The 6,409-nt window shown below is 57.6% G+C and carries 6 protein-coding genes; 3 read left to right on the top strand and 3 right to left on the bottom strand.

Going from position 1 to position 6,409, the window contains the following annotated elements:
- Nucleotides 1-284: 284 nt before the first annotated feature.
- Complete coding sequence (gene tyrS / locus ACTJKS_RS27170) at nt 285-1,484, bottom strand: tyrosine--tRNA ligase (protein ID WP_041070157.1); 1,200 nt, start codon at nt 1,482-1,484, stop codon at nt 285-287.
- A 212-nt stretch (nt 1,485-1,696) separates the two neighbouring features.
- Here tyrS and ACTJKS_RS27165 point away from each other — a divergent pair, with 212 nt between their 5' ends.
- Both ACTJKS_RS27165 and ACTJKS_RS27160 read left to right on the top strand, forming a co-directional pair.
- Nucleotides 1,697-3,121: a peptidoglycan DD-metalloendopeptidase family protein gene (locus tag ACTJKS_RS27165; protein ID WP_108183968.1), complete on the top strand. Its 1,425-nt coding sequence runs from the start codon at nt 1,697-1,699 to the stop codon at nt 3,119-3,121.
- A gap of 3 nt (nt 3,122-3,124) precedes the next feature.
- Nucleotides 3,125-4,216, top strand: coding sequence for an anhydro-N-acetylmuramic acid kinase (locus ACTJKS_RS27160; protein WP_108183969.1), 1,092 nt, complete (start codon nt 3,125-3,127; stop codon nt 4,214-4,216).
- A gap of 75 nt (nt 4,217-4,291) precedes the next feature.
- Here ACTJKS_RS27160 and erpA read toward each other — a convergent pair whose 3' ends face one another.
- Entirely contained in the window at nt 4,292-4,642 is a 351-nt protein-coding gene (gene erpA, locus ACTJKS_RS27155) for an iron-sulfur cluster insertion protein ErpA (RefSeq protein WP_003228776.1), read from the bottom strand.
- Between the two features lie 168 nt (nt 4,643-4,810).
- Nucleotides 4,811-5,845 carry an N-acetyl-gamma-glutamyl-phosphate reductase gene (gene argC / locus ACTJKS_RS27150; protein ID WP_047296942.1) on the bottom strand — a complete coding sequence of 345 codons (1,035 nt, stop codon included), beginning with the start codon at nt 5,843-5,845 and terminating at the stop codon, nt 4,811-4,813.
- 135 nt (nt 5,846-5,980) lie between these two features.
- On the opposite strand from argC, the gene hemJ reads away from it, so the two are divergent.
- Nucleotides 5,981-6,409 carry a protoporphyrinogen oxidase HemJ gene (gene hemJ / locus ACTJKS_RS27145; protein WP_041070145.1) on the top strand — a complete coding sequence of 143 codons (429 nt, stop codon included), beginning with the start codon at nt 5,981-5,983 and terminating at the stop codon, nt 6,407-6,409.

Here is a 6,409-nt window from a genome sequence, read left to right as displayed (position 1 = left end):
ACCACTTGCGCTTCCGATCTCTCGTTAGCGGGAGGCGAATTCTACAGCGTTACACGCTGCTGTCAACACCTCTTTTTCTCCGCTTTCGACCGAGAAGATCGAACCGTCCAAAGAGCCAAACATCACCGCTCTTTCAACTCCTTCCAGACTTCGATGAACTGAAGCAAGCCGCTATCGAAAACCGCGCAACTCATTGAATCTCAAGGAGTTTTCCGTTTCGACTGCGCCGGAAGTGGGGCGAATTATAGACTTCTAAAATTCGCCGTCAACCCTTATTTCAAACTTTATTCAGATTTCAGCGTGATGCGCGCAAACGCCTTCTTGCCCGCCTGACAGACGTGAGTCGCACCCAGTACATATATAAAGGAGCGATCAACCACCTCACCGTCAACACGCACACCACCGGAAGCCAACAGATCGCGCGCCGCCGCCGAGTTCTTCACCAGGCCTGCTTTATTAAGGACGGCGGCAATTGGCATATCCTCAGCAGAGGCCAGCTCGATCTCCGGCAGATCATCCGGCAACTCACCATCCTTCATACGGTTACCTGCAGCCCGATGAGCATTGGCCGCAGCCTCCTCACCGTGGAAACGCGCAACAATCTCTTCCGCCAGCTTGATCTTGATGTCGCGCGGGTTGGCCCCCGCCTCCACATCTGCACGCAAGGCATTGATCTCATCCATCGAACGGAAGCTGAGCAGCTCAAAGTAACGCCACATCAGCGCATCCGGAATCGAAACCAGCTTGCCGTACATGACACCTGGCGCCTCCTGGATACCGACGTAATTGCCCAACGACTTGGACATCTTCTTCACGCCATCCAGCCCCTCGAGCAACGGCATGGTCAGAATGCATTGAGCTTCCTGGCCATATCCACGCTGCAGCTCACGCCCCATCAGCAGGTTGAACTTCTGATCGGTACCGCCCAGCTCGACATCCGCGCGCAGAGCAACCGAGTCATAACCCTGAACCAGCGGATAGAGGAACTCATGAATAGCGATCGGCTGATTGGTGGTGTAACGCTTGTCGAAGTCATCACGCTCCAGCATACGCGCGACAGTGTATTGCGAAGTCAGACGAATGAAGTCCGCCGGCCCCATCTGATCCATCCAGGTGGAGTTGAATGCAACTTCGGTTTTCGCCGGATCAAGAATCTTGAACACTTGAGTCTTGTACGTTTCGGCGTTTTCCAGAACCTGCTCGCGAGTCAAAGGAGGACGAGTCGCACTCTTGCCGCTTGGATCACCGATCATTCCGGTGAAGTCACCAATAAGGAAGATCACTTGATGCCCCAATTCCTGGAACTGGCGCAGCTTATTAATAAGCACGGTGTGACCCAAGTGCAGATCCGGGGCGGTTGGATCGAAACCAGCCTTGATACGCAGCGGCTGGCCGCGCTTGAGCTTCTCGATCAGCTCGGACTCGACCAATAGTTCTTCCGCACCACGTTTAATCAGCGCTAGCTGCTCTTCAACCGACTTCATAACAGACCCGCAAGGCTCAGATTCAAAGGGAACCAACCATACAAGATCGTGCACCAATTACAAGTTTTGCCCGGCGCACGGACACCAATCTGCAGACAGGGTGTCTGTAGACTTGCTTCGGGGATGATTTGGTTATATTTTATACAGTTATTTCATCTTCATCATGTCATTCATCTTTTCCAATTCATCTTTTTTCAAAGTCAAAAATACTTATGACCACTGAACCGTCTAAAGCGCCACCGCTTTACCCGAAGACCCACCTGCTCGCCGCGAGTGGAATCGCCGCCCTTCTCAGCCTGGCGCTCCTGGTATTCCCTTCCAGTGATGTTGAAGCCAAAAAGACGACCCTGAGCCTTGAACTGGAAAGTCCTGCTGAACAACTGACACAAGATCAAGACGCTGCTGACGCGGCTCAAGCCACAAATGAGCCAGTAGCCTCACCTTTCGCCCAGATCGAAAACAGCACCGAAAACACTCCGCAAACCGCTGAAGCCGCATCTGCGCCCACTCCGGTTGCCGAAAAACCAAAAGCTCCAGGACACCGCGAAGTCGTTGTCTCCAAAGGCGATACGCTCTCTACATTGTTCGAGAAAGTCGGTCTGCCAGCCGCCGCCGTGCATGAAGTCCTGGCGAGCGACAAGCAAGCCAAACAATTCAGCCAGCTCAAGCACGGCCAGAAGCTTGAGTTCGAACTGGACCCGCAAGGCCAACTGACCAGCCTGCACAGCAAGGTCAGCGACGTTGAAACCATCACCCTGACCAAGAACGACAAGGGCTATGCATTCAACCGCGTCACCGCAAAACCGACCGTTCGCACGGCTTACGTGCACGGCGTGATCAATAGCTCCCTGTCACAATCCGCTGCCCGCGCAGGCCTGTCCCACAGTCTGACCATGGACATGGCCAGCGTATTTGGCTACGACGTCGACTTCGCTCAGGACATCCGTCAGGGCGACGAATTCGACGTGATCTACGAGCAGAAAGTGGTCAACGGCAAAGCCGTCGGTACTGGCCCGATTCTGTCGGCGCGCTTCACCAACCGCGGCAAGACCTACACCGCCGTGCGTTACACCAACAAACAAGGCAACAGCAGCTATTACACCGCCGATGGCAACAGCATGCGCAAGGCATTCATCCGCACACCGGTGGACTTCGCCCGCATCAGTTCCAAATTCTCCATGGGCCGCAAACACCCGATCCTCAACAAGATCCGCGCCCACAAAGGTGTCGATTACGCAGCCCCGCGCGGTACGCCGATCAAGGCGGCCGGTGACGGTAAAGTGCTGCTGGCCGGCCGCCGCGGTGGCTACGGCAACACGGTGATCATCCAGCACGGCAACACCTACCGCACGCTGTATGGCCACATGCAAGGCTTCGCCAAAGGCGTGAAAACCGGCGGCAGCGTCAAGCAGGGCCAAGTGATCGGTTACATTGGTACCACCGGCCTGTCTACCGGCCCGCACTTGCACTATGAGTTCCAGGTCAACGGTGTTCACGTCGACCCATTGGGCCAGAAGCTGCCGATGGCGGATCCGATCGCCAAGTCCGAACGCGCACGTTTCCTTGCGCAGAGCCAGCCGCTGATGGCGCGCATGGATCAAGAGAAGGCCACCATGCTGGCTTCGAGCAAGCGCTAAGCCATGGCTCTTTATATCGGCGTGATGTCCGGCACCAGTCTCGACGGGCTGGACATCGCCCTGATCGAGCAAACCTCGGCGATCAAACTGATCGCCACGCACTACATCCCCATGCCTGAATCCCTGCGCGCCGAGCTGCTTGGCTTGTGCGCCAGCGGCCCTGACGAGATCGCCCGCTCGGCGATCGCCCAACAGCACTGGGTAAAACTCGCCGCGCAGGGCATCCATACCCTACTTGATCAGCAGCAACTCAATCCTGACGCCATTCGTGCAATCGGCAGCCACGGCCAGACCATTCGCCATGAGCCCGCTCGTGGCTTCACCGTACAGATCGGCAATCCTGCGCTTCTCACGGAGCTGACCGGTATTACCGTGGTCAGCGACTTCCGCAGCCGCGACGTGGCCGCCGGCGGCCAGGGCGCGCCGCTGGTGCCAGCCTTCCATGAAGCTTTGTTCGAAGAGCGTAGCGGTAACCGTGCCGTCTTGAATGTCGGCGGTTTCAGCAATCTGAGCCTGATAGAGCCAACGCGGCCTGTAGCCGGTTTCGACTGTGGCCCCGGAAATGTGCTGATGGATGCCTGGATTCATCAGCAACGCGGCGAGAACTATGATCGCAACGGTCAGTGGGCAGCCAGCGGTACGGTCGAGCCCACCTTGCTGACAGCGCTGCTCAGCGACCCGTTCTTCGTGACAAAGGGCCCGAAGAGCACTGGCCGCGAAGTGTTCAACCTGCCGTGGCTGCAACAACACCTATCCAGACTGCCAACCTTTGCTGCTGAAAACGTCCAGGCAACATTGCTGGAACTGACGGCACTGACCATCGTCGAGTCGCTGCAAAGCGCTCAAGCCGATACCCGGGAAATGCTGGTCTGCGGCGGCGGCGCTCATAACGCCACGCTGATGAAGCGTCTGGCCGATCTGCTGCCGAACGCTATCGTCGCCAGCACTGCTACTCACGGTGTCGATCCGGACTGGGTCGAGGCCATGGCCTTCGCCTGGCTTGCTCATTGCTGCCTCGAAGGCATTGCTGCCAACCGCCCGAGCGTCACGGGCGCCAAAGGTCTGCGGGTACTCGGCGCCATCTACCCCAACTGAGCAAAACGCAGGCAACAAAAAACGCCGCAGAACCGTAAGGCTCTGCGGCGTTTTGTTGTGTGCAGCGAGGAGCGATCAGATCGAGAACGAAGAGCCGCAACCACAAGTAGTGGTGGCGTTCGGGTTCTTGATCACAAAGCGCGAACCTTCCAGACCTTCCTGGTAATCCACTTCGGCACCCGCCAGATACTGGAAGCTCATCGGATCCACCACCAGGCTCACGCCTTCGCGCTCGACGATGGTGTCGTCCTCGGCCACATCTTCATCGAAGGTGAAGCCGTACTGAAACCCTGAACAACCGCCGCCCGTAACGAATACGCGCAGCTTCAAGCGATCATTCCCCTCTTCATCGACCAGGCTCTTCACCTTGTGCGCAGCACCTTGGGTGAATTGCAAAGCCGTGGGGGTGAAGGATTCGACGCTCATGCTGACTATCTCCCGGCGTTACGCCGCCATAATGCGTGATGACGCGCATTATCCGCTTGTCCTAGAAAATCGGTCAACTATTGTTACGGTATATCAATAAACCCGACCAACTGCCCAGAATGCAAAAAGGCCCGTTAGACGGGCCTTTTTGCTGTGTTGCCGAACGTGTTACGGCAGCATGCCGGCGTGGGACAGGCCGAAGCGCTCATCCAGGCCGAACAGGATATTCATGTTCTGCACCGCCTGACCCGACGCGCCTTTGACCAGGTTGTCGATCACCGACAGCACCACCACCAGATCACCATCCTGCGGACGATGCACTGCAATGCGGCAGACGTTGGCGCCACGCACGCTGCGGGTTTCCGGATGGCTGCCGGCCGGCATCACGTCGACGAACGGCTCGTTGGCATAACGCTTTTCGAACAGAGCCTGCAGATCCACCGAACGATCAACCACGGTCGCGTAGAGCGTGGAGTGAATGCCACGGATCATCGGCGTCAGGTGCGGAACGAAGGTCAGACCGACATCCTTGCCCGCAGCGCGACGCAGACCCTGGCGAATTTCCGGCAGATGACGGTGACCTTTGACCGCATAAGCCTTCATGCTTTCCGACGTCTCAGAGTACAGCGAGCCTACAGATGCGCCGCGACCGGCACCGCTGACACCTGATTTGCAGTCGGCGATCAGCCGCGAAGTGTCAGCCAGACCCGCTTCAAGCAGCGGCAGGAAACCCAACTGCGTAGCGGTTGGGTAGCAACCCGGCACAGCGATCAGACGCGCTTTTTTGATCTGCTCGCGATTGACTTCCGGCAGGCCGTAGACCGCCTCGTCCAGCAACTCGGGCGCGCCGTGTGGCTGGCCGTACCATTTGGCCCATTCTTCAGCGTCCTGCAAACGGAAGTCCGCGGACAGGTCGATGACCTTGGTGCCCGCCGCCAGCAGTTCACCGGCCAACGCATGAGCAACGCCGTGCGGGGTGGCGAAGAACACCACATCACACGCGCCCAGGGTTTTGATGTCCGGCACGCTGAACGCCAGACCGTCGTAGTGACCGCGCAGGTTCGGGTACATGTCAGCCACGGCCAGACCGGCCTCGGATCGGGAAGTGATCACCACCACTTCTGCCTGCGGATGCTGTGCCAACAGACGCAGCAGTTCGACACCGGTGTAACCCGTGCCGCCGACGATACCGACCTTGACCATAAACCTGCCCTCAACGAACCCACTGGAAAGCCGTCGATAATAGGGGCCGCGCGCCCCTGCGACAACCATCAAGGTGACGTGCGGACGCTCAAGCCTCTACTATCCCGGCTACCGTGAACCTGGGAATAACCAAAAATGCTCTATCTATGGATCAAAGCGTTTCACATCGTCAGCGTCGTCTGCTGGTTTGCCGGGCTGTTCTACTTGCCGCGGCTGTTCGTTTATCACGCGCAAAGTGAAGATACGATCAGCAAAGAACGCTTCAGCCTCATGGAGCGCAAGCTGTATCGCGGCATCATGGGTCCGGCGATGATCGCAACGCTGATCTTCGGCGGCTGGCTGATCTACCTCAATCCAGGCATCTTCAGTATGGGCGGCTGGATTCACGCCAAGCTGACCCTGGTGGTTCTGCTGATCGGCTACCACCACATGTGCGGCGCGCAGGTAAAACGCTTCGCCCGTGGCGAGAACACCCGCAGCCATGTCTTTTATCGCTGGTTCAATGAAGTGCCGGTTCTGATATTGCTGGCTATCGTAATTCTGGTCGTGGTCAAGCCGTTCTAA

This window comes from Pseudomonas sp. 22189, from assembly GCF_052045635.1.
GTDB classification, from domain to species: domain Bacteria; phylum Pseudomonadota; class Gammaproteobacteria; order Pseudomonadales; family Pseudomonadaceae; genus Aquipseudomonas; species Aquipseudomonas parakoreensis.
This window is presented reverse-complemented; position numbering and strand designations above follow the sequence as displayed.

Bases quoted from the DNA above. Each gene is read 5' to 3' on its own strand.
- tyrS (WP_041070157.1), bottom strand. From the start codon at position 1,484: ATGAAGTCGGTTGAAGAGCAGCTAGCGCTGATTAAACGTGGTGCGGAA.
- ACTJKS_RS27165 (WP_108183968.1), top strand. From the start codon at position 1,697: ATGACCACTGAACCGTCTAAAGCGCCACCGCTTTACCCGAAGACCCAC.
- ACTJKS_RS27160 (WP_108183969.1), top strand. From the start codon at position 3,125: ATGGCTCTTTATATCGGCGTGATGTCCGGCACCAGTCTCGACGGGCTG.
- erpA (WP_003228776.1), bottom strand. From the start codon at position 4,642: ATGAGCGTCGAATCCTTCACCCCCACGGCTTTGCAATTCACCCAAGGT.
- argC (WP_047296942.1), bottom strand. From the start codon at position 5,845: ATGGTCAAGGTCGGTATCGTCGGCGGCACGGGTTACACCGGTGTCGAA.
- hemJ (WP_041070145.1), top strand. From the start codon at position 5,981: ATGCTCTATCTATGGATCAAAGCGTTTCACATCGTCAGCGTCGTCTGC.